Origin of the sequence: Pseudonocardia sp. 73-21 (assembly GCF_001899645.1) — a bacterium.
In the GTDB taxonomy this organism is placed as follows: Bacteria; Actinomycetota; Actinomycetes; order Mycobacteriales; family Pseudonocardiaceae; genus Pseudonocardia.
In genome coordinates, this window is the sequence record NZ_MKVV01000057.1 from 1 (window position 1) to 21,197 (window position 21,197).

The window sequence follows — 21,197 nt, forward strand, 5'->3', positions numbered from 1 at the left end:
CATGCCTTGATTCTAGTCGAACAGACGTGCGATTGCTACGTGTTTGCGCAGTTCAGGACACTTTCGGTGTTGCCTGGGGGTTGAGTCGCCGGGGGTGCAGGGTCAGGTCCGACCGCGGGGCTGAGGTGGGTTCCGAGTACAGGGCCGGGCACGACAGGGTGATCTGAGTGTTCGGTGCGGGGACCAGCTGACGTGGGGCCGGTCGGATGCGGCCGCTCGCGGGCGACCGCCGCACAGACCCGCCCGGGATACATCGAGCACGGCCACGGCGGCGGCCGCACCGGTTCTTCCGGGCCTACGCCTGATCGCGACCTGGCACGTGCAGCCGGCTGGCCGGCGCCAAGACCGGCCGTCCCCACACCGGGTCCTGTTCACGAACAGGACCTGTGGCCGTGAGCTGGGCCCACGGCCACCGACCATCGACCTCGGAATCAGTCATCTACTGGCCGTTGGTGGCCGGCCCGTGGTCGGCCGGCACCTCCCACGGCACGGTGACGGCGGGCAGGTGGACCTCGGGTTCGGGATCGGGCTCCGGGGCGGGCGGCAGGTCGGGCCCCGGCTCGGTCCAGATCTGCTCGTCGTGGGGATGGCAGGCGTCCCACAGCTCACGCCCGAGCGCGGACATCCGGAGGGTCTGGCGCACGATCCGCGCCCGGCCGTCGGCGCGGGCGGCGTCCTCGGCCTCGCGCACGAGCTCGTCGGTGAGGCAGATGTCGTACTGCACGGCCAGCGTCGGGTCCATCTCGCCGACCTCGACGAGATCGAGGTGCAGCAGGCGGGCGAGGTAGCGCGGCACCGATGCCGGAACGGCCACTCCCGCGGCCCGTCCGACCGTGGAGGCGTTGGACAGCACGCGCCGGGTGCCGGTGACGCCGGTGCGGCAGTCGACGTGCAGCAGCGGGTAGGCGCTGCCGTCGGCGAGCGCGGAGAGGATCCGGGCCTCGTCGGGCAGCAGCTGGCGCAGGATCGCCAGGTAGAGGTACTCGCGGGCGCGCTGCCTCGTCTGCTCGATGGAGCGCAGCAGCAGCTCCGCCATCGCCACGCGCAGCGGCTCGGTCTGCTTGGGCGGGGCCGTGGCCGCCGTGCGCAGCGTCGGCTCGCCCTCGGTGTCGGACGTGGCCCGGCCGTCGTGCAGCGGATCGACGTTGTCGAGCCGGCGGCGCAGCTCGCCGAGCACCGTGCGTTCCAGCTGCTGCAGCTCGGTCTCCACGGCGGCCGCGCCCGGCAGGCCGCGGGCGAACTCGGCGCCGGCCTTCGTGGCCCAGCGCGCGAACCGGCCTGCCTGGTTCACCAGTGCCTCGGCGCGCTCGGACGCCGGCGGGGTCTCGTCGGGCACCCGGCCTCCTGTCATGAGTGTTACCGAGGGTAACAGCCGGGACGGTGCGGCAGCAAGATTCGGGTCACCGTCACTGGCGAAGGCGCGCCCGTTCGGGTCATGCTCGACGGGTGGTCTCCCTGATGTCGTTCGCCGTTCGCCCGCCGGCAACCTCCCCGGCCGAGGTTCCCCTGGCCGACCCGGCCAGCCTGCCGGTGCGCGACGAGCGCTGGGCACCGTGGCCGGGCCGGGAGATCACCGCAGGCGGCGTGACGCTGCACGTGCGTGAGACCCCGGGTCCGGACGGCACCCCCGCCGTCTACGTCCACGGGCTGTCGGGATCGGGCACCAACTGGACCGACCTCGCGGGCCTGCTCGGCACCCGCGCCGCGGGCACCGCCGTCGACCTGCCCGGGTTCGGGCTCACCCGGCCGACGCCGACCACGGACTTCTCGCCGTCCGGCCACGCCGACGCCCTGCTGTGCTTCCTCGCCGGTCGGGGCCGCCCGGTGCACCTGCTGGGCAACTCGCTGGGCGGCACCGTCGCGATGACGGTGGCCGCCCGCCGTCCGGAGCTGGTGCGCACGCTGACGCTGGTGTCGCCGGCCATGCCCGACCGCAGGCCCGACCCGCGGCGGATGTCCGACCCCCGGATGGCGCTCGCGATGCTGCCCGGCCGCGTCGGGCGCCGCGCCCGCGCCGAGCTCGCCGCCGTCAGCTACCGCCAGCGCGCGGAGAACGTGGTGCGGCTGTGTTTCGGCGACCCGGGTCTCGCGCCCGAGCACCGGCTCGCCGAGGCTGCCGCCGAGTTCGAGATGCGGGCCCACCAGCCCTGGGCCGGCGAGGCCGTGGAGCGCACGAGCAAGGCGATGCTGGCGGGCTGGCTGCGCGGGGCGTCGCTGTGGACGGTGGCGGCCCGGGTCCGCGTGCCCACCCTCGTCGTCTGGGGGGACCGCGACCGGCTCGTCAACCCCCGGCTGGGTGCCCGCACCGCCGCCGCGGTCGGCGGGAAGCTGCTGGTGCTGCCCGGCGTCGGGCACGTGGCGCAGATCGAGGCCCCGGACGCGGTCGCGCGGGCCGTCGCCGGGATGTGGGACTCCGTCGCCGAAGGACGTTGGGTGTCCGAGGGTAGTTGGGTCGCCGCCGGAACCTGGGAAGATCCTGCACCGGGTCCGCGTTGACGCGGGCACGTACGTGGAGTCGATTCGAGGAGCTTTGAAGATGGCGCTTCCGCCGCTCGTGGAGCCGGCCGCCGAACTGACCAAGGACGAGGTGGCCCGCTACAGCCGTCACCTCATCATTCCCGACGTGGGAATGACCGGTCAGAAGCGGCTGAAGAACGCGAAGGTGCTGGTGGTGGGCGCCGGCGGGCTCGGCAGCCCCGCCCTGCTCTACCTGGCCGCCGCCGGGGTGGGCACGCTCGGCATCGTGGAGTTCGACGAGGTCGACGAGTCCAACCTGCACCGCCAGGTCATCCACGGGCAGTCCGACATCGGGCGCCCGAAGGCCGAGTCGGCGCGGGACTCCATCAACGAGGTCAACCCGTTCGTCGATGTCCGGCTGCACCAGGTGCGGCTCGAGGCCGACAACGTGCTCGACATCTTCCGCGACTACGACCTGATCCTCGACGGCACCGACAACTTCGCCACGCGCTACCTGGTGAACGACGCCGCCGTCCTGCTGGGCAAGCCGTACGTGTGGGGCTCGATCTACCGGTTCGAGGGCCAGGCGTCGGTGTTCTGGGAGGACGCGCCCAACGGCCAGGGCCTCAACTACCGCGACCTCTACCCCGAGGCTCCGCCCGCCGGCATGGTGCCGTCCTGCGCCGAGGGCGGCGTGCTGGGCGTGCTGTGCGCGTCGATCGGCTCGATCATGGTCAACGAGGCCATCAAGCTGATCACCGGCATCGGCGAGACGCTGCTCGGCCGCCTGATGGTCTACGACGCGCTCGACATGACCTACCGCACGATCAGGCTGCGGAAGGACCCCGAGGCCACGAAGATCACCGAGCTGATCGACTACGAGGCGTTCTGCGGCGTGGTGTCCGACGAGGCGCAGGACGCCGCCGCCGGCCACACCATCACGGCCGTCGAGCTCAAGGACATGATCGACTCGGGCAAGGACTTCGCCCTGATCGACGTCCGCGAGCCCCACGAGTACGAGATCGTCAAGATCCCGGGCTCGGTGCTGATCCCGAAGGACCGCATCCTCTCGGGCGAGGCGCTCTCGGAGATCCCGCAGGACAGGCCGGTGGTGCTGCACTGCAAGTCCGGCGCGCGGAGCGCCGACGCCCTGGCGGCGCTGCACAAGGCCGGCTTCAAGGACGCGGTGCACGTGCAGGGCGGCGTGCTGGCGTGGGCGAACCAGGTGGACAAGAGCCTCCCCACCTACTGACCCCCCACCGAACCACCCGATGAACGGCACTCCCGTCGCCCGGTTGCGACGGGAGTGCCGTTCGTCCGTCACGCCATCCTCATGTCGTCCCGCCGCCGCTCACGGTCCGTCACAAGATCTTCCGAACAGCACGCAGCGTGACGCTGACCAGGGGTATCGGTCCAATTGGAGCAGTGACAACCTCCCGTGGACGCGGGTACCGTTCCCCTCCCGGAAGATCAAGACGGGTCACCCGTCAGGGGGGTCGCACAGGTGGACGACTACGTACGGCGATGCGCGCTGCCTGGCTGCGACGTACCGATCGACGACATCCCGGGGCGTCCCGCACGCCGCTACTGCACGGCCGCCCATCGCGCCGCGGCCCGGCACGCCCGCCGGGCGTCGATGCAGCCCGACCAGCAGGAGCGGCTCGCCGAGACCCTCCCCTGGCTGCGGGAGCCCGACCCCGAACCCGTCCTCGTGCGGCCCTCGGCGGCGCACGCCGAACCCGAGCGGACCGTCCGGGTGCCGGCTCCGCGCGCGGTGTCGCCGGCGGGTCGCGGCCTCGCGGCCCGGCTCGGTGACCGCCTCCCGCGCCGCCGCCGCGCCATCGCCGTGATCGGCGCGGCGGGGATCCTCGCGGGCGGCTACGCCGTCACGTCGTCGCAGTCCACCGAGGTCGCCGGGCCCGTCGCGCAGACGCCGCAGGGCGAGTCCTCCGACGGCTGGGCGGCCCGGGCCCAGGTCACGCTGACCTCGGTCGACAGGCAGCTCGACACCATCGCGCAGACCGAGGCCGCGTGGAACGCCATGCCGGAGCACGCCACGGTGGGCACGCCCGCCGCGGTCGCCGAGCTGATGGACCGCAAGGCGCTGCTGGAACGGCGCAAGGCGGCCCTGCAGTCGCAGCTCGACACCTACCGGGCGCTCGCCCGTACGAAGGCCGACCTGGAGCTGTCCGAGCAGAACCTCGATGCGGTCGAGAAGGCGTTGAAGGACGCTCCCACCACGGGCGCCGTCACCTCGCCCGACGAGGCGTCCGCGCTCGCCGCCCTGCAGGAACAGCGTGACCTGCGGATCCGCCAGCGCGACGCGAAGAAGCTGGAGCTGGCGGGCATCGAGGGCAACGTCGAGAAGGCGGCCAGAGCGCCGCTGCCCGACGACGGCCAGCAGACCACCGTCGTCAGCGAGAAGGTGCTGGACGTCATCCACAACGGTGGGCGCGACGGTGGACGGCCGACGTCGCCGACGCCCGGCCCGCGCCGTCCCGAGGTGCTGGCCAGCGGCCGCGAGGGGGAGCAGGGCCAGGAGCGCCAGGCCACCACCACGAGCGCGCCGCCCGACCCACGTGGTCCCCGCGACGAGTCGGCCGAGCGCCGGTCCGAGCCGCGGCCTGCGGCGGCACCGAAGGGGCCGGTCGGCGGGGTCGTCGACACGGTGGACGGGGCGCTGGGCGGCGGGAAGCCGGACCCGAACACCGGTGATCGGTCCCGGGGCCCGGTCGGGAAGGTCGCCGACACCGTCGGCGGCGTGCTGGGCGCCGGAAAGCAGGAGACGAAGCCGGCAGCCGCGGACAAGGCTGCCGCCGACAAGCCTGCTGCGGACAAGCCCGCCGAGCAGCCGAAGGGACCGGTCGGGAAGGCCGTCGACACCCTGGGTGGTGCCGTCGATGGGCTGGTCGGCGGCGGGAAGGGCCAGAAGGAGAGCACCCCGAAGGAGAGCTCCCCGAAGAAGAGCTCCCAGAAGGAGAACAAGCCGGAGCAGAGCGCGGCGGCGAAGCCCGCTGCGGACGACGGGGCCGGGCGGTCGCCGACCCCGAGGAGCGCGCCCGCCAGGAGCGCCCCGGCGGCGACGCCCGCGCGCACCGGTGGCGATCTCGCCGGGTCGATGCCCGGCGCCGAGATGGCGATGGCCATCGTCAGCTCCGTCCCGGGCGGGGAGGCAGCCGCCCCCGCGATGGAGTCGGCGCTGCGGCAGGCGGCGACCCAGTACGCGGAGCAGGCGGGTGCGTCGACGACGACCGTGAAGTCCTCGGGCTCCCCATCCTCGGGCTCGCAGTCCTCGTCACGCAAGACGCCGACCCACCTGACGACGACGGTGGTGGACGACTCCGGCTCCACGCATGAGCAGAGCTCCCGCAGCTCCTCGAGCGGCGACGGATCCTCGAGGACATCGTCGGGTGGCACGGCGTACTCGAGCTCGTCGAGTTCCGGCACGTCGAGCCAGCCGAGCACGTCGAGCCAGTCGAGCACGTCGGGCTCGAACACGTCGCGCTCGAGCACGTCGGGCTCGGGTACGTCGAGTTCGGACAAGTCCGGCTCGGGCTCGTCGGGCTCGGGCACGTCGAGCAGGTCGGGATCCGGCACGTCGTCCGGCTCGGGTGGCTCGTCGAGCTCGGGTGGCATCTCCGACCCGGGCGGCTCGTGGAGCTCGGACAGCTCGTCCGGCTCGGGTTCGGCGAGCTCCGACTCGTCCGGTTCCGGTTCGCGCAGCTCGTCCGACTGGTCCGGCTCCGGCAGCTCCACGGACTACTCCGCAGGCTCCGACCGGTCCAACTGACTCCGGAGCCCACGACCCTTCGTCCCGCGTGGCAGACCCGATCGGGCGGCGGGCGCAGGTAGCGTCCCGGGGGTGACCGCTGCTCCCGTCCGTCTGCCCGCCGGCGAGGCAGGCACCGCGCTCCCGCCGCACGTCCGCACGGCCTTCGGCGTCAAGGACCTGGAACCACGGCCCGTGGTGTGGGCGGGGCGCCGGGCGTGGCACTGCGGTGACGTGCTGATCCGTCCGGTCTCCGACAACGCCGTGGCGGCCTGGTCCGCGGGTGTCCTGGACGGGCTGGAGGTCGACGGCCTGCGGCTCGCCCGGCCGGTGCGGTCGTCGGACGGCCGCTGGATCGTGGCGGGGTGGGCGGCCAGCCGGTTCGTGCCGGGCACGCTCGAGCCGCGCTACGACGCCGTGGTGGAGGCCGGGATGCGTCTGCACGCGGCCACCGCGCACGTCCAGCGTCCGCGGGTCCTCGACGACCGCGACGACATGCTGACCCGCTCGGCCGCCGGCGCGTTCGGGGAGCGCAAGCTCAGCCTGAAGCCGTCGGCGGGTGGCGACCTGTACTGGCAGCTCGCGGCCTACCGCACCCCCGTCCGCGTCGCGGCGCAGGTGGTGCACCCGGAGCTGTTCGGCGCCGTCCTGTTCGACGACGAGGGCGTGCCGGCGCTGATCGACCTCGTGCCGTGCTGGCGGCCCAAGGAGTGGGCGGCCGCCGTGGTGGTGGTCGACGCCCTGGCCTGGGGCGGGGCCGACGACGCGATGATCCAGCGGTGGTCGCACCTCGACGAGTGGCCCCAGATGCTCCTGCGCGCCGTGCTGCACCGGCTCGCCCTGCACGCCCAGCACCCCGAGGCCTCGGCGTCCACGCTCGCGGGTCTGGAACGCGCGGCGGGCCTGGTCAGCGCCCAGCTGTAGATCTCACATGCGGTGCCCCCACCGGTGAGCACGCTTTTGCTCCGCCGTCACACAGATCCGACCAACCGGTAACGGCCCCTGCCTAGCGTCCCCCTCCGACATCGGAGACGAACGCAGGAGGACGCCAGTGACCACCACGGACGTAGAGACCGGGAACGGCCGGTCGTTCCTGCGCGGCCGCTGGATCGAGAACTGGAACCCGGAGGACACCACGTTCTGGGAGCGGACCGGCGCGAGGATCGCCAACCGGAACCTGTGGTTCTCCATCCTCAGCGAGCACATCGGGTTCTCGATCTGGTCGCTGTGGTCGGTGCTCGTGCTGTTCATGGGCAACGACTACGGGTTCAGCGCAGCTGACAAGTTCTTCCTGGTCGGGGTGCCCACGCTGGTGGGCGGGTTTCTGCGGCTGCCCTACTCGTTCGCGGTGGCCCGGTTCGGCGGCCGCAACTGGACGATCGTCTCGGCGCTGATGCTCCTGGTCCCGACGATCCTCGCCGCGATCGTCATGCACCCGGGCACCTCGTACACGACGTTCCTGCTCGTGGCGGCCATCGGTGGGGTCGGCGGCGGGAACTTCGCCTCGTCGATGACCAACATCAACACGTTCTTCCCGGAGCGTCGCAAGGGCTGGGCGCTGGGGCTCAACGCAGGCGGTGGCAACCTGGGCGTGCCGGTGATCCAGCTGATCGGGCTGCTCGTCATCTCGACGGCCGGCACGGGCGCGCCGCGGATCCTGCTGGGCGTCTACATCCCGCTGATCGTGATCGCCGCCGTGCTGGCGGCGGTGTACATGGACAACATCTCCGCGGTCCGCAACGACACCGGCTCGTTCACCGAGGCGCTCCGGCAGGGCCAGACCTGGGTGATGTCGTTCCTCTACATCGGCACGTTCGGCTCGTTCATCGGCTACGGCTTCGCATTCGGGCTGGTGCTGCAGAACCAGTTCGGCCGCACCCCGTTGCAGGCCGCCGCCGTCACGTTCATCGGGCCGCTGCTGGGCTCGCTGATCCGCCCGGTGGGAGGGCGGCTCGCCGACCGGATCGGCGGCGCGCGGGTGACGTTCTGGAACTTCGTGGCGATGGCCGTGGCCACGCTGATCATCATCGCGGCGTCGGGGATGAAGTCGTTGGCGCTGTTCACCACCGGTTTCGTGATCCTGTTCGTGCTCACCGGCATCGGCAACGGCTCGACGTACAAGATGATCCCGGCGATCTTCCGGGGCAGGGCGCGGTCGGCGATCGCGCTGGGCGAGAACGAGACCACGGAGCTGGGCCGGGCCCGGCGCATCTCCGGTGCGGTGATCGGCATCGCCGGGGCCGTCGGGGCGCTGGGCGGGCTGCTGATCAACCTGGCCCTCCGCCAGTCGTTCCTCACGGCGAAGAGCGGTGACCCGGCGTTCTGGTCGTTCCTCGCGTTCTACGTCGTGTGCATCGTGGTCACCTACGTGGTCTACCTGCGGCCGCTGCCGGCCGAGGCCGAGCACACCCACCCGCGCAAGGCCCTCGTCGGCGTCTGACCGTTCGCGATCGCAAATTTCCGGCTCGCACAACGCGGTGACGCAGGGTCACGAAGCGGCTCGTCGTGGGGGGCTCACGCTGGTGGCCCGGCGATGTGCGGGCTGCGTTACGTCGGTGTCACGGTGGGCCGTCCGTCCGTAATCCCGTCTGCCTACCGTCGCTCGCGTGAACAGACAGCTCGTCGTCATCGGCAACGGGATGGTCGGGCACCGGCTCGTCCAGGCGCTGCGGGAGCGGGACACCCGGCGCGAGTGGCACGTCACCGTCCTCGGGGAGGAGACGCGCCCGGCCTACGACCGGGTGGCGCTCTCGTCCTACGTCGACGGCACGACGGCCGACGAGCTGACGCTGCCCGAGCTGGGGGTGCAGCTGCACCTGGGCGACCCCGCCGTCGCGATCGACCGGGCCGCCCGGCGGGTGCGCACCGCGTCAGGGCGCACGCTGTCCTACGACGCGTTGGTGCTGGCCACCGGCTCGGTGCCGTTCGTGCCGCCGGTGCCGGGAAGGGACCTGCCCGGCTGCTTCGTCTACCGCACCCTCGACGACCTCGACGCCATCACCGCGGCCGCGGAGGCCGCCGTGGCCCGACCAGGTCCCGGACGTCGCTCGGCCGTCGTCGTCGGGGGCGGGCTGCTCGGGCTGGAGGCGGCGCGGGCGCTGCGGCGGCTCGGGCTCTCGCCGCAGGTGGTGGAGATCGCGCCGCGGCTCATGCCCGTGCAGGTCGACGAGGGCGGCGGGGCGCTGCTGCGGCGGCTCGTCGAGTCGTCGGACCTGGCGGTGCGGTGCGGGGTGTCGGTGACCGCGGTCGCGCCCGACCGCGGCCGGCTCACGGCCACCCTCTCCGACGGCGTCGAGCTCGACGCCGACCTCGTCGTGTTCTCCGCCGGCATCCGGCCCGCCGACGCACTGGCCCGCGCGGCCGGGCTGGCGCTGGGCGAGCGCGGCGGGGTGCTCGTGGACAACCGCTGCCGCACCTCCGACGAGGACGTGTGGGCGATCGGTGAGGTCGCCGCGCTGGAGGGGCGCACGTACGGGCTGGTCGCGCCGGGCTACGCGATGGCGGAGGTCGTGGCCGACCGGCTGCTCGGCGGTCAGGCCACGATGACGCCGGCCGAGCTGGACATGTCCACGCAGCTCAAGATGCTCGGCGTCGACGTGGCCAGCTTCGGTGACGCCCAGGCCGCCACGCCGGGTGCGCTGGAGGTGGTGGTCGACGACCCCGTGGCGGGCACGTACTCGAAGCTCGTGGTCAGCGGACCTGCTCGGAGCGACAGCGGAGAGCTCGTCGATGGGGCGCGGACGCTGCTCGGCGGGGTGCTGGTCGGCGATGCGTCGAGATTCGCGTCGCTGCGCCCGCTCGTCGGTTCCCCGCTGCCCGCCGACCCCGCGGCGATGATCGCGCCCGGAGGCGTGGAGCTGGGGGCCGACGCCCTGCCCGACTCGGCGCAGATCTGCTCCTGCAACGCGGTCACCAAGGGCGCGATCACCTCGGCGATCGCCGGCGGGGCGCACGATGTTCCCGCGCTGAAGGCCTGCACCCGGGCCGGCACCAGCTGCGGATCCTGCGTCCCCCTGCTGAAGAAGGTTCTCGCCACCGAGGGCGTCGAGGTCTCGAAGGCCCTGTGCGAGCACTTCGGGCAGAGCCGCGCCGAGCTGTTCGAGGTGGTGGCGGGCACCGGGATCCGGACGTTCTCCGAGCTCGTCGACCGCTTCGGCCGCGGGCGGGGCTGCGACATATGCAAGCCCGCCATCGCGTCGATCCTGGCCTCGCTCGGGACCGGCCACGTCCACGACGGCGAGCAGGCCGCCCTGCAGGACACCAACGACCACTTCCTCGCCAACCTGCAGCGCAACGGCACCTACTCGGTGGTGCCGCGGCTGCCCGGCGGCGAGGTGAGCCCGGCCCAGCTGATCACGATCGGCGAGGTGGCCCGCGACTTCGGGCTCTACACGAAGATCACCGGCGGTCAGCGCATCGACATGTTCGGCGCCCGCGTGGAGCAGCTCCCCGCGATCTGGCGGCGGCTCGTCGACGCCGGGTTCGAGTCCGGGCACGCCTACGGCAAGGCGCTGCGCACGGTCAAGTCCTGCGTGGGCACCACGTGGTGCCGCTACGGCGTGCAGGACTCCGTGGGGCTCGCCGTCGCGCTGGAGCTGCGCTACCGGGGCCTGCGGGCGCCGCACAAGTTCAAGTCCGGCGTCTCGGGCTGCGCGCGCGAGTGCGCGGAGGCGCGCAGCAAGGACTTCGGCATCATCGCCACCGAGCAGGGCTGGAACCTCTACGTCGGCGGCAACGGCGGGTTCACCCCGCGCCACGCGGAGCTGCTCGCGTCCGACCTCGACACCGAGCAGCTCGTGACGATCATCGACCGGTTCCTCATGTTCTACATCCGCACCGCCGACCGGCTGCAGCGCACGGCGTCGTGGATCGAGTCGCTCGAGGGCGGGCTCGAGCACCTGCGCGCCGTCGTCGTCGAGGACTCCCTGGGCATCTGCGCGGACCTGGAGGCGGCCATGGAGAAGCACGTCGGCAGCTACGCCGACGAGTGGCGCGGGGTGCTGGAGGACGAGGAGAAGCTGGCGCGGTTCGTGTCGTTCGTCAACGCACCGGACACCCCCGACGCGACGATCGAGGTGGTCAGGGAGCGCGGCCAGCCGGTGCCCCTGCCTGCGCCGGGAGTGCGCCAGCCCACAGAGCTGCGGCTCCGCCGCCCGTGCGCGGTTATCGGTGCCGGGGCACCGATAACCGCGCACGACCCGGCCGGGGCCGACCGATGACCACCGTCGTCCCGGATCTGCGCTGGCACGACGTCTGCGACCTCGCGCGGCTGCTGCCCGAACGCGGGGCCGCCGCGCTCGTGGACGGGCGGCAGGTCGCGATCTTCCGCACCCACGACGGCGGGCTGCACGCCGTGGACAACATCGACCCGATCTCCGGGGCCGCGGTGCTCTCGCGCGGCATCGTCGGCGACAGGGGCGGGGTGCCCACCGTCGCGTCGCCCGTCTACAAGGAGTCGTTCAGCCTGCTGGACGGCCGCTGTCTCGACGCCGACGGGGTGAGCGTCACCGTGTATGCGGTGCGCATCACGGACGGCCGCGTCCAGATCGGGATACCGTGACGACTGCCGTGACCACCACTGACGCCGCCACCACCACGACCGCCGTCCCACCCCTCGCGGGGTTCACCGTCGGCGTCACCGCCGCGCGCCGGGCCGAGGAGCTCGGCACGATGATGGAGCGCCGCGGCGCGGCCGTGCTGCACGGGCCCGCGCTGCGCATCGTCGCGCTGGCCGACGACACCGACCTGCTCGCCGCCACCCGCGGCCTCATCGCCCAGCCCCCGGACATCACCGTGGCCACCACCGGCATCGGTTTCCGCGGCTGGGTGGAGGCCGCCGACGGGTGGGGCATCGGTGAGGACCTGCTGGCCGCCCTGGGCTCGGGGAAGCTGATCGCCCGCGGCCCGAAGGCACGCGGCGCGATCCGCGCGTCCGGGCTGGTGGACGCGTGGTCACCGCCGTCGGAGTCCTCGGCCGAGGTGCTCGACTACCTGCTCGCCGCCGGCGTCGAGGGCTCCCGCATCGCGGTGCAGCTGCACGGCGAGCCGCTGCCCGACGTCGTCGAGGCGTTGCAGGTGGCGGGCGCCGAGGTGATCGAGGTGCCGGTCTACCGCTGGGCCCCGCCCGTCGACATCGGGCCGCTCGACCGCCTCACCGACACCGTGCTCGGCGGCTGCGTCGACGTGCTCGCGTTCACCAGCGCCCCCGCCGCCGCGAGCCTGCTGGCCCGGGCCGCCGAGCGCGGCCTGCGCGACGAGCTCGTCGCGGCGATGTGCGGCCCGGTGCTGGCGCTGTGCGTCGGGCCCGTCACCGCCGCACCGCTGGAAGCGCTCGACATCCCCACCGTGCAGCCCGAGCGCTCCCGGCTCGGGGCCATGGTGCGCAAGCTGGAGTCCGAGATGCCCGCGCGGGCCCGGCGGCTCCCGGTGGCCGGCCACTGGCTGGAGCTGCGCGGGCACGCCGTGCTCGTCGACGGGGTGCTGCGCCCGGTGCCACCCGCCGGGATGGCGCTGCTGCGGGTGCTGGCCCGGCGGCCCGGGCGGGTGGTCACCCGCGCCGAGCTGCTGCGTGCGCTGCCCGGCACCAGCAACGACGAGCACGCGGTGGAGACGGCGATGACGCGCCTGCGCTCGGCCCTGGGAGAATCCCGGCTCGTGCAGACCGTCGTGAAGCGCGGCTACCGGCTCGCGCTCGACCCCGCCGCGGGCCCGGCCCCGGTCGGGGGGCACTGCCTGCACGGGGACAGCCGGTGACCGACCTGCTTGTCAGGGCCGGTCGATGAACACTGTGCCCAGCCTGCTGCTCGTCGCCCACGGCACCCGCGCGCCCGAGGGGGCCGTGGTCACCGAGCTCGTCGCCCAGCGGGCCCGCGAGGCGCTGGGGGTGCGGGTCGGGGCCTGCTACGTCGACGTCCGGCACCCCACCCCGGCCGACGCCCTCGCGGAGCTCCCCGGCCCGTGCGTGGCCGTCCCGATGTTCCTGGCCGCGGGCTACCACGTCCGGGTGGACGTCCCGGCGCAGCTGGGCGGCACCGGTCGCTCCGACGTGGTGCTGGCCGACACGTTCGGCCCCGATCCGGCGCTGGTCGCCGCCGCGGCCGACCGGCTGCGCGCCGCCGGGCTACGGGACGGCGACGCCGTGGTGCTGGCCGTCGCCGGGTCGAGCGACCCGCACGCGCAGGCCGACGGGGCCACCGCCGCCCGCCGGCTGGGCCGGCTGCTCGGCGCGCCGGTCACCCTGGCCACGATCGCGACGGGCGGGCCGCGGGTCGGCGAGGCCGTCGCGTCGCTGCGCGAGGGCGGGGCGAAGCGCGTGGCCGTGGCCTCGTGGCTGCTGGCGCCCGGGCTGTTCCAACGCCAGCTCGACGCGTGCGGCGCCGACCTGGTCGGGGCGCCCATCTCCGACCACGACGCGGTGATCGAGCTGGTGGCCGCCCGCTACCAGGCGGCGCTGTCGGCCGCGGTGCGCACGGCCTGACGTCGCAGCTCGTCGGTCTCCTCGCAGCCCGCCGGCGCGCTGCGAGGACGCCACACGGGCTGCGAGGTCAGGGGCGGCGGGGGAGGCGACCGTCCACCAGCAGGATGCCTTCGGTGCGCAGGCGTGCGGCCTGTTCCTGTGCCACGTGCTTCGCGCAGGTGCCGTCGGCGCGCAGGACGCGGTGCCAGGGGATGTCGTGGCCGTCCTCGGCCAGGATCCGGCCCACCATCCGCGCCCGCCCCGGCATGCCCGCGCGGGCGGCGACCTCCCCGTAGGTGGACGTCTCGCCCGGCGGGATCGAGCGGACGACCTCGCGCACCCGCTCGACGGCGGCGTCGTCCATCTTCACCACGGGAAGGCCCGGATCGCCGTCGCCACCTCGGCCGCGCGTTCCAGGTAGACCACGTGGCCCGTGTCGGACTCCTGGACGGTCGTGAGCGGGCCGAGGTGCGCCACCCAGTCCGGGTGGACGTAGGCCTCCTTCGTGGCTGTCGGCAGCAGGGTGGGGAGGTCGGCGGGCGGGGGGATCGCGGGCCGGGACGGCGAGCGGCCGTGCCCCCGCAGATCGACGGTGACGAGCCGGACATCCGGGAGCCCAGCGGCCGGCGGGCGCCACCGGAGGCAGTGCCCGGTGCCGCCGTGCAGGGCCAGGACGGGCGGACCGTCCACGGGCCCGTAGAGGTCGACGTTGAGCACACTCACGCCCGTGATCGTGCCAGCCACCGGGCCCCGCGGGGCAGTGGACCGGGCCGCGTCGACGCGCAGCAGCAGCGGGGGTGGCCGGTCGTCGAGGTCGAGGGCATCAGGGCGCCGACGGGTCGAGCCCGGGCAGGACGAACGCGCCGAAGCCGCCGTAGGCGCTCGCGGGGTGGTTCGGGCTCAGGCTGACCGAGGCGCCGGTCGGGGTGAGCGCGGTCGTCACGACACGCGCGGGGCGGCCGCGGGCAGGGCCGGGACGTCCTCGTCCTTGTCGTCGGACGGCAGGTGCACGTCGCTGACGTTGATGTCGACCTCGACGACCTCGAGGCCGGTCATGCGCTCCAGGGCACCGATCACGTTGCGGCGCACGGCCTTCGCCACCTCGACGACGGACGCGCCGTAGGAGACGACGAGCTCGAGGTCCACGGCGGCCTGCTTCTCGCCGACCTCGACGCCGACACCCTGGCCGGCGTTGGTGGTGGCACCGGGGATGCGCTCGCGCAGGGCGCCGAAGGCGCGGGCGGCGGCGCCGCCGAGGGCGTGGACGCCGGGCACCTCCCGCGCGGCGAGCCCGGCGATCTTCGAGACGACGATGTCGGCGATCTGGGTGGTGCCCTGCGGGGTGGCGAGCGGCGTGGCCATGTCTACTCCTCCGTGGACGGTCCGTTCCTCGTTGCGGGAACACCGGTGACGACACCGGGACGCCACGTTCCTCACGCCGTGCCACAGTGACGTGGCCCACCGTGAGGATCGTGGTCGGCGCGTGTCTCCCCTGTGTCAGAGCAGTCGAGTTGTCCGGGCGTTTGTGGAGGAAGGGAGCTAGAGGTGGTGACAGGCTCCGCGGTGGCCGAGGCCGCACCGTCGGACGGCGGGTGGGACGACGCCACACTCGTCGGCCGGGCCCGCGAGGGCGACCTGCGCGCGTTCGAGGCACTGGTCGGGCGGTACCAACGGCGGATCTACCAGCTCGCCTGGCGGATGACCGGCAGCTCGGGCGACGCCGAGGACGTCACGCAGGAGGTCTTCCTGACCCTGTGGCGACGGCTGCCCGAACTGCGGGAGGACGTCGCCGTCGTCGGATGGCTCTACAAGACGGCCACCAACCGCTGTCTCAACGTCCTGCGGTCGCGCAAGCCCACGGCCGAGGTGGACGAGGCGACCACGCCGTCGCACGATGCGTCGGACGATCCGGAGCGCTCGGCCGAGTCGAACGAACAGATGCAGGCACTGGCGGCCGCACTGGGGCGGCTGCCGGCGAAACAGCGGGCGGTGTGGCTCCTGCGGGAGATCCACGGCCGCAGCTACGACGAGATCGCCGATCTCGTCGACACGACCCCCCAATCCGTGCGCGGGCGGCTCGCCCGGGCGCGTGTGCAACTGGCGGAGATGATGCAACCGTGGCGGTGACCAGAGGGACCCATGGGAACAGCCGGATCGACGGTCACCCGCTTCCCTGCGGACGGTGGGTGGAGGACGTCGTCGACGACCTCGACGCCGGCCGGACCGACGACCATTCCCGAACCTGCGAGCACTGCGCCACCGCGCGGCGCAGCCTCGAGAACCTGATGGAGGCCACCGCGGCGCTCGTCGCGGATCCCTCCGAACCACCCCCCACCCTGCTCGGCCGGATCATGCAGGCCGTCCGGGCCGAGGCCCGGCGCGGTGACGTGCTGGCGCTGGAGGGGGCCGAGCTCGGACCGGCGGACGTCTCCGAGGTGGCCGTGGCGGCGGTCCTGCGCTTCGCCGCGGACTCGGTGGAGGGTGTGTGGGCCCGCAGCTGCCACATCACCGTCGAGCCGGGGAGCGCCGGAACCATCGCCGTGGCCATGACGTTGTCGCTGCGCTACGGCAGCGGCCCCGCCGAGGGGCTGCTGGGCGAGGTGCGCGGGCGGCTCGCCGCCGCGCTGGCCGGCCAGGTCGGCCTGCACGCGCACCGCGTGGACCTGACGATCGTCGACGTGTGGCCGGAGGAGGAGCTGTGACGACGCCTCTGGAGAATCTCGGTGAGGTCGCCGACGTCCACGTCGCGTCGGCCGCCGCCGGCGCCGCCCGCGCCACCCCCGGCGTCGAACGGCTGCAGCCCGGCCTGTGGGGCCTGGTGCAGCAGCTCAGCCACGAGCTGTGGGAGCGCGCCACCGGCGAGGCCTACCCCGACGTGGCCGGGGTGGAGGTGGAGATGCAGGACGGGGTGGCGCTGGTGGACGTCACGCTGGCCACCGACGGCACGATCCCGGCCGGGCAGGTCGCGGCCGCGGTGCAGCGGGCGGTGGTCGACGCCGTCGCCGCCCGCACCGCCGTGCCGGTGCTGAGCGTGGCCGTGCACGTCTGCGAGATAGCCCTGCCCCGATAGTGTCGGTGCCCCGTGGTTGCATCGTCCCATGACCGTCAGCGGGGTGACCACCTCCTCCCGCCCGCTCGCGCCCGGCCTCGTCCGGCGGGCGCGCGAGGCCGGGCCGGAGCCCGTCTGGGACGCCGCGGCCCGGCGCGTGCTCGCGCACACCGCCGGGCCGCTGCGGGTGGTGGGCGGGCCCGGCACCGGCAAGACCACGCTGCTGCTGGCCGCCGTCGCGGCGCGGGTGCGGGCGGGTGGGGATCCGTCGCGCACGCTGGTGCTGGTCGGCAGCCGACGCGCGGCGGCCGAGCTGCGGGAGCGGCTCACCGAGCCCGGCGACGGGCAGACCTCGCGCGAGCCGCTCGTGCGCACCGTCCACTCGTACGCGTTCGGGGTGCTGCGGCTCTACGCCGCGCTGCACGGGGATCCGCCGCCGCGGTTGCTGGCCAGCGCGGAGCAGGACGCCGTGGTGCGCGACCTGCTGGGCGGCGAGCTCGACGGCGACGCCCCGGACTCGGGCTGGAACGACGCGCTGCGCCCGGCGCTGGGGCTGCCCGGCTTCGCCGCGGAGCTGCGCGAGCTGCTGCTGCGTGCGGCCGAGCGCGGCCTGGGTCCCGAGGAGCTGCACGACCTGGGGCGCCGCCACGACGTGCCGGCCTGGGTGGCGGCGGGGCGGTTCTTCCGCACCTACGAGCAGGTCAACCTGCTGCGGGGCGCCGCGGGCCGGGGTGCCCCGCAGGCCACCGCGCCCGCCCTGGACGCCGCCGAGCTGGTGGCGGCCGCGCTCGACGCGCTCGCCTCCGACGCGGATCTGCTGGCCGCCGAGCGCGAACGCGTGCGCCACCTCGTCGTCGACGACGCGCAGGATCTCGACCCGCAGCAGATGGAGCTCGTCCGGGCGCTGGGTTCCACCGCGCAGACGGTGCTGCTCGCCGGCGATCCCGACCAGGCGGTGCTCAACTTCCGGGGCGCCGATCCGCAGGGCCTGCGCGCCGTCGAGGCCGAGACGGTGGTGCTCACGGTCGACCACCGCGGCGCACCCGCCGTGCGTGCGGCCGGGGTTCGGCTGGCGGCGCGGCTCCCGGGGGCGGGCGAGGGGCGTACCCGCACCGGCGGAACCGACGGCCCGGACGGCGTCGTGGCCGTCCGGGTGTTCACCTCGGCGGCGCAGGAGGCCGGATGGGTCGCCGACCAGCTCCGCCGCGCCCACCTCACCGACGGGGTGCCGTGGTCGCGGATGGCGGTGCTGGCGCGGTCCACCCGGCGCTCGATGCCCACGCTGCGCCGGGCGCTGCTCGCCGCGGGCGTGCCGATCGCGGCGCCCACCGACGAGCTGCCGCTGGCCCGCCAGCCCGCCGTCGTGCCGCTGCTGATGGTGCTGCGCTACGCCACGCGGCCCGATCTCCTGGACGCCGACGCGGCCACGGCCCTGCTCACCTCGCCCCTGGGCTCGGCCGACCCGATGCGGCTGCGCCGCCTGCGCCGCGGGTTGCTGCGTCTCCATGCGCAGGCCTCGGAGGAGGCGCGTGCCGTTCGCAGGCCGGCGCCGGAGGGGGCACCGGCTGGTCACTACCAGGTGCCGGAGGTGGCCCCCGGCATCGACGCCGAACGCGTCAGCAGCGACCCGTTGCTGGTCGAGGCCCTCCGGGCGGCCGCGCTCGGCCATCCCGACCCGCTGGCCACCCTGCCCCCGCAGGAGACGGCGCCGCTGCGCCGGGTGGGCGCGCTGCTGGCCACGGCGGGCGACGCGGTCCGCGAGGGGGAAGGAGCCGAGGAAGTGCTCTGGCGGGTCTGGCAGGCCTGCGGGCTGGGGCGGCGCTGGAGCGAGGCGAGCGCGCGCGGCGGCCCGGTCGGGGCGGCCGCCGACCGTGACCTCGACGCCGTGCTCGCCCTCTTCGACGCGGCCGCGCGGCACACCGACCGGCTGCCCGGGGCCGCCGTCGCCGGGTTCACCGAGTACCTGGCCGAGCAGCAGCTGCCGGCCGACTCGCTGGCGTCGCGCGCTCCGCAGGGCGAGGCGGTCGCGCTGCTCACCGCCCACGCCGCGCGCGGCCGCGAGTGGGACGTCGTGGCGGTGCCGGCGGTGCAGGAGGGCACGTGGCCCGATCTGCGGCAGCGCGGCAGCCTGCTGGGCAACGAGCGGCTCGTCGACCTCGTCGCCGGGGTGGCCGAGCCCAGCGGCACGGTGTCGCGGGTGGCGCCGTTGCTGGCCGAGGAGCGGCGGCTGTTCTACGTCGCGTGCACCCGGGCGCGGCACACGCTGCTGGTGAGCGGCGTCCAGGATGACGACGAGCAGCCCTCCCGCTTCCTCGACGAGCTCGACCCCGTGCCCGCGGGCCAGGCCGACCGGCCCGTCCACCGGCCCGGCCGGGCGCTCGTGCTCGCCGAGCTGGTGGGGGAGCTGCGGCGGGCGGTGTGCGACCCCGGATCGTCGGGGGAACGACGGCACCGGGCGGCGGTCCAACTGGCGCGGCTCGCCGAGGCCGGTGTACCGGGCGCGCGGCCGGCCGACTGGTACGGCCTCGATCCGGTGTCCAGCGACGCCCCGCTGCGCGCCGAGGGCGAGATCGTGCCCGTGTCGCCGTCCGACATCGAGAAGATCATGCGGTGCCCGCTGCGCTGGGTGCTGGAGCGCCACGGCGGCGGCGACGTCGGGGCGCTGGCCGCCGTCACGGGGTCGCTGGTGCACGCGCTGGTGCAGGCCGGAGCGGGGGGCGCCGAGCCGGGTGAGCTGGAGGGCGCCCTCGCGCAGGCGTGGGCCCGGCTCGACGCCGGTGCGCCGTGGTTCTCCCGCCGCGAGCTGGCCCGGGTGCGCGGCATGCTGGCGGCGTTCGACGCGTGGGTGCGTTCCAGCCGCGAGGCCGGCCTGCGGCTCGTCGCGGTGGAGCAGCCGATGCAGCTCGACCTCCCGCCCACCGACGTGCCGCGCGGGGCTCCGCTGAGGCTGCGTGGCCGCGTCGACCGGCTGGAGATCGACCCCGAGGGCCGCCCGGTCGTCATCGACGTGAAGACGGGCAAGACGGCGGTCAGCGCACGGACGGCGGCCGAGCACCCGCAGCTCGCGGTCTACCAGCTCGCGGCCGCGCTCGGAGCGTTCGGCGAGCTGGTCGACCAGGCCGCCGGTCCGGGTGGGGCCCGGCTGGTCTACGTGGCCGACCAGCGTGCGGGCGGCGAGGCGAAGGAGCCCGTCCAGCCCCCGCTCGACGCCGACGGCGTGGCCCACTGGGAGCAGGTGGTGCGCACGAGCGCCCGGGAGACCTCGGGGTCGCAGTTCGTCGCGCGGGTCGGGCCCGACTGCGACCGGTGCCCGGTCCGTTCCGGCTGTCCGGTCAACGGATCGGGGCGACAGGTGCCGGAACCGTGATCTTCGCGACGGAACGTGACCATAAAGGACGATCTGGGCACGCTTTCGGGTGGGTCCTGGGAGTGTCGACCGGACCGCCGGTAGCCTCAGCGCCGCACGCCGTCGCTCCCTGCATTCCCCCATCGGCGTGGTCGAGGAGGGTTCGTGTTCCGCGTCTCGTCCCGTGCCCGCGTGGTGATCGCCTGCACGGCGGTGGTGGTGGCGCTGGCCGGTTGCGCGGCCTCACCCGATTCCACCACCGCCGGTCCGCCCCCGGACCTGTTGCAGGCGTTGCCGGAGCCGGCCGCACCCCCCACCACGATCCCGCCCACCCCCACGGTGGCGCCCACCACCACCGTGAAGGCCAAGCCCAAACCGGCCACCGCAACGCCGCCCCGGCGGGGTCGCACGGCCACCGGTGCGGCCGCGGCCGGGCAGACGCCCGCGGAGATCGCCGCCAACTGGAAGCCGGTCGGTGGCGACGAGTTCAACGGCTCCGCCCTGGACACCACCAAGTGGGGCACCTACGACAGCGTCGGCGCCTTCGGCAACGGCACACGCAGCCCCGACACCATCAGCCAGTCGGGCGGCAGCATGCACATCACCGCCAAGAACGTGGACGGCGGCATGTCCGGCGGCATGGCCGACTCGTTCGGCCAGATCTACGGCCGGTGGGAGTTCCGGGCACGCACCGATCTCGGCCGCGGATTCGGATCGGCCATCCTGCTCTGGCCCGACTCCGAGCAGCTCTCCGACGGAGAGCTGGACATCATGGAGGTCCCCAACGAGAAGCGGGACCGCGCCAACTTCGTCGTGCACTCCGGCGACGGAGGCCAGACCACCGTCGGCACCGCCATCCCGGGCCGGTTCGACCAGTGGCACACCTTCGCCATCGAGTGGCTGCCCGACAGCATCACCTGGTACGTCGACGGCAAGCAGCAGTACAAGCTGACGGACAAGGCCGCCATCCCGAGGACGTCCATGCACCTGGCGATCCAGCTCGACCAGGGGCCGAAGACCGACTGGATCGAGGCTCCGGACGACACCACGCCCGCCGCGGGCATCAACCTCGACGTCGACTACGTCCGGGTCTACGCCCCGGCCAAGCCCCCCGCGTAGA

General features: G+C 74.2%; 18 protein-coding genes. 14 read left to right on the forward strand and 4 right to left on the reverse strand.

The window, feature by feature from the left end; genetic code table 11:
* Window positions 1–439: 439 nt before the first annotated feature.
* Window positions 440–1,336, reverse strand: a complete 897-nt coding sequence (locus BGP03_RS18095) for an Abi-alpha family protein (protein ID WP_298795619.1) — start codon at window positions 1,334–1,336, stop codon at window positions 440–442.
* 110 nt (window positions 1,337–1,446) lie between these two features.
* On the opposite strand from BGP03_RS18095, the gene BGP03_RS18100 reads away from it, so the two are divergent.
* The 9 genes from BGP03_RS18100 (at window position 1,447) to BGP03_RS18140 (ending at window position 13,703) form a co-directional block, all read left to right on the forward strand.
* The gene (locus BGP03_RS18100) at window positions 1,447–2,496 is read left to right on the forward strand and encodes an alpha/beta fold hydrolase (protein ID WP_298795618.1); all 1,050 of its coding nucleotides are present in this window, start codon (window positions 1,447–1,449) and stop codon (window positions 2,494–2,496) included.
* A gap of 40 nt (window positions 2,497–2,536) precedes the next feature.
* Entirely contained in the window at window positions 2,537–3,709 is a 1,173-nt protein-coding gene (moeZ, locus tag BGP03_RS18105; protein ID WP_298795616.1) for an adenylyltransferase/sulfurtransferase MoeZ, read from the forward strand.
* Between the two features lie 252 nt (window positions 3,710–3,961).
* Window positions 3,962–6,247 carry a hypothetical protein gene (locus tag BGP03_RS18110; protein WP_298795614.1) on the forward strand — a complete coding sequence of 762 codons (2,286 nt, stop codon included), beginning with the start codon at window positions 3,962–3,964 and terminating at the stop codon, window positions 6,245–6,247.
* A gap of 72 nt (window positions 6,248–6,319) precedes the next feature.
* Window positions 6,320–7,150, forward strand: a complete 831-nt coding sequence (locus BGP03_RS18115) for a TIGR02569 family protein (protein WP_296371593.1) — start codon at window positions 6,320–6,322, stop codon at window positions 7,148–7,150.
* A 127-nt stretch (window positions 7,151–7,277) separates the two neighbouring features.
* A complete protein-coding gene (locus BGP03_RS18120; RefSeq protein WP_296371594.1) occupies window positions 7,278–8,666 on the forward strand; it encodes a nitrate/nitrite transporter in 1,389 nt (462 codons plus the stop codon).
* Window positions 8,667–8,832: 166 nt separating this feature from the next.
* On the forward strand, window positions 8,833–11,445 hold the full coding sequence (nirB, locus tag BGP03_RS18125; protein ID WP_298795611.1) for a nitrite reductase large subunit NirB: 2,613 nt from the start codon (window positions 8,833–8,835) through the stop codon (window positions 11,443–11,445).
* Window positions 11,442–11,786, forward strand: a complete 345-nt coding sequence (gene nirD, locus BGP03_RS18130) for a nitrite reductase small subunit NirD (protein WP_298795609.1) — start codon at window positions 11,442–11,444, stop codon at window positions 11,784–11,786. Before nirB ends, nirD begins: the two co-directional genes overlap by 4 nt.
* A gap of 8 nt (window positions 11,787–11,794) precedes the next feature.
* Complete coding sequence (locus tag BGP03_RS18135; protein ID WP_296371600.1) at window positions 11,795–12,979, forward strand: uroporphyrinogen-III synthase; 1,185 nt, start codon at window positions 11,795–11,797, stop codon at window positions 12,977–12,979.
* 25 nt (window positions 12,980–13,004) lie between these two features.
* On the forward strand, window positions 13,005–13,703 hold the full coding sequence (locus BGP03_RS18140; protein WP_296371603.1) for a CbiX/SirB N-terminal domain-containing protein: 699 nt from the start codon (window positions 13,005–13,007) through the stop codon (window positions 13,701–13,703).
* 67 nt (window positions 13,704–13,770) lie between these two features.
* On the opposite strand, the gene BGP03_RS18145 is transcribed toward BGP03_RS18140, so the two are convergent.
* The 3 genes from BGP03_RS18145 to BGP03_RS18155 all read right to left on the reverse strand — a co-directional run bounded on the left by BGP03_RS18145 (window position 13,771) and on the right by BGP03_RS18155 (window position 15,044).
* Window positions 13,771–14,046, reverse strand: coding sequence for an MGMT family protein (locus tag BGP03_RS18145; protein ID WP_296371604.1), 276 nt, complete (start codon window positions 14,044–14,046; stop codon window positions 13,771–13,773).
* Between the two features lie 2 nt (window positions 14,047–14,048).
* Window positions 14,049–14,405, reverse strand: a complete 357-nt coding sequence (locus tag BGP03_RS18150) for an alpha/beta hydrolase (RefSeq protein ID WP_296371606.1) — start codon at window positions 14,403–14,405, stop codon at window positions 14,049–14,051.
* 216 nt (window positions 14,406–14,621) lie between these two features.
* Window positions 14,622–15,044, reverse strand: a complete 423-nt coding sequence (locus tag BGP03_RS18155) for an Asp23/Gls24 family envelope stress response protein (RefSeq protein ID WP_298795606.1) — start codon at window positions 15,042–15,044, stop codon at window positions 14,622–14,624.
* Window positions 15,045–15,227: 183 nt separating this feature from the next.
* Between BGP03_RS18155 and BGP03_RS18160 the strand changes: the two genes are divergently transcribed.
* The 5 genes from BGP03_RS18160 (at window position 15,228) to BGP03_RS18180 (ending at window position 21,196) form a co-directional block, all read left to right on the forward strand.
* Entirely contained in the window at window positions 15,228–15,809 is a 582-nt protein-coding gene (locus BGP03_RS18160; RefSeq protein ID WP_298795604.1) for a sigma-70 family RNA polymerase sigma factor, read from the forward strand.
* 59 nt (window positions 15,810–15,868) lie between these two features.
* The gene (locus BGP03_RS18165) at window positions 15,869–16,384 is read left to right on the forward strand and encodes an Asp23/Gls24 family envelope stress response protein (RefSeq protein WP_296371612.1); all 516 of its coding nucleotides are present in this window, start codon (window positions 15,869–15,871) and stop codon (window positions 16,382–16,384) included.
* On the forward strand, window positions 16,381–16,752 hold the full coding sequence (locus BGP03_RS18170; protein WP_298795601.1) for an Asp23/Gls24 family envelope stress response protein: 372 nt from the start codon (window positions 16,381–16,383) through the stop codon (window positions 16,750–16,752). The genes BGP03_RS18165 and BGP03_RS18170 overlap by 4 nt, the downstream gene beginning before the upstream one ends.
* Window positions 16,753–16,795: 43 nt before the next feature.
* Window positions 16,796–20,098, forward strand: a complete 3,303-nt coding sequence (locus BGP03_RS18175; RefSeq protein ID WP_298795599.1) for an ATP-dependent DNA helicase — start codon at window positions 16,796–16,798, stop codon at window positions 20,096–20,098.
* A 144-nt stretch (window positions 20,099–20,242) separates the two neighbouring features.
* Window positions 20,243–21,196 carry a glycoside hydrolase family 16 protein gene (locus BGP03_RS18180; protein WP_298795597.1) on the forward strand — a complete coding sequence of 318 codons (954 nt, stop codon included), beginning with the start codon at window positions 20,243–20,245 and terminating at the stop codon, window positions 21,194–21,196.
* Window position 21,197 lies beyond the last annotated feature (1 nt).